Below are 1,019 nucleotides of genomic sequence, written 5' to 3' on the forward strand. Positions count from 1 at the left end.
CAATCAATGATTTTTTTCAGTGTGAATGTTACAAAAATGCTTGACCATCTCAGTCCTTCAGCGTCAAGCCACAAAATTCTGATATTCGCATTCCCGTATGAAAGAGTATGTACACCACTTCATAGTATTTACAGTACACCACATCGTCATGCACAAACTTTAGGAACTTTCTCATCTGGTCTTTTGTGATTGCCTCTCTTGTAACTGCATCATTTACCAATACCCCGGCAAGCTGGAATCCGAATGGATTCTTTACAAGAATGTCATCATCCACCACCATCTGAAAGGCTGGTCGTAGCACTCCCCGGATGGTATGAATGGAACTGTAGCTTTTCCCATCTTCCTGTTGCAATTTTATAAGGAACAGCTTTGCATCGGAAGTTTTAACACTTCGTATCGTCTTTTTACCGAATGCTTCCTTTGCAAGTAATCTCTGTACTGTAACATATCCCTGCTTCGTGCTTTGCCTTACTCCGGTCTTTGTTTTCAAATATCGGTCTACAAGTTCACAGACTATCATCTGTCCGTCCACGATATTTACAAGCAAATCCAAATCTGTGTTTACCTGTTTTTCCAATTCACGAAGGGAGAGGCATGGCTTCTTGCCCTTTGGAAGTTTGTCCGTAGGCTATAATGGCTCAGTTGTCAAGACAAAAATTTGATATTTTTATAATGAACTGATATGTTGACGAGTTACATGGAAAATGTGTGAAGCATCTTCCTGATTTTTATATTATGCGGCTGCTCTGGCTGCATCCAGAAGCATTGCCGGATAGTATACCTCGGCAGGTCGTTTGTTCCCAATGGACTGATGGCATCTTTCAAAGTTATAGGTGTAGATATACCTTCCGATGGCTTCTCTCGCTTCCTTGAGATTAGCATACTCCGTGAGGTATGCTTCCTCATACTTGAAGCTGCGGAACCAGCGTTCAATCATGATATTATCTGCCCATCGGCTTTTTCCTTGCGTTCTTCGGCAAGTTTTTCCCGGAGATTGTCTTCCCGCTTATTATCGAATG

The 1,019-nt window shown here is 41.9% G+C and carries 1 protein-coding gene and 1 pseudogene; both read right to left on the minus strand.

The genetic code is table 11. The features are described from left to right. Nucleotides 1-49 precede the first annotated feature (49 nt). On the minus strand, nucleotides 50-520 hold the full coding sequence (locus tag DW005_RS08855) for a tyrosine-type recombinase/integrase (RefSeq protein ID WP_347461581.1): 471 nt from the start codon (nucleotides 518-520) through the stop codon (nucleotides 50-52). A 213-nt stretch (nucleotides 521-733) separates the two neighbouring features. Next, nucleotides 734-961: pseudogene (locus DW005_RS08860) on the minus strand (integrase core domain-containing protein); the annotation flags it as partial. Nucleotides 962-1,019 lie beyond the last annotated feature (58 nt).

Origin of the sequence: Clostridium sp. AF36-4, from assembly GCF_003435975.1 — a bacterium.
GTDB lineage: Bacteria > Bacillota > Clostridia > Lachnospirales > Lachnospiraceae > Eubacterium_F.